We start from the raw sequence: 377 nt of genomic DNA on the forward strand, positions 1-377 counted from the left end.
GTCTTGTCCGCTACTACATGAACCGCCACGTTGCTGAAGTAGGTAGTCGTGCTACACAAGAAGAACTTTCTACAATACCAAAGCCGGGATTTAATCTTGAAGTTATAGAAGGAGGAAAATTATGAAAACTAACGAACGATTCCATATTGCATGCCAAAATACATTTATAATTTCTCATTCAAACGACTTAGAAACTATGAAAATTTGGAAAAATCTTAAGGAATTACATGATGAAAATTTAGATGAATTTTTTGAATTTTCTATAGTGCGAGATAATGAAGTGCTTCTAGAGACACTTCGCCTTCCGAGTGATCCTTCACTCTACGAATGGTTTGTCGGTCAGCCAAATGTGCCATTACCGACAAAAAAAGAAGCTT

General features: G+C 36.3%; 1 protein-coding gene. It reads left to right on the top strand.

Translation table 11 applies throughout. The features are described from left to right. Positions 1–121 precede the first annotated feature (121 nt). The coding region (locus tag KP705_RS19140; protein WP_215765453.1) for a hypothetical protein at positions 122–377 on the top strand (256 nt) is incomplete at its 3' end.

The sequence above is a fragment of the Gluconobacter sp. P1D12_c genome, from assembly GCF_018812105.1.
GTDB lineage: Bacteria > Pseudomonadota > Alphaproteobacteria > Acetobacterales > Acetobacteraceae > Gluconobacter > Gluconobacter oxydans_A.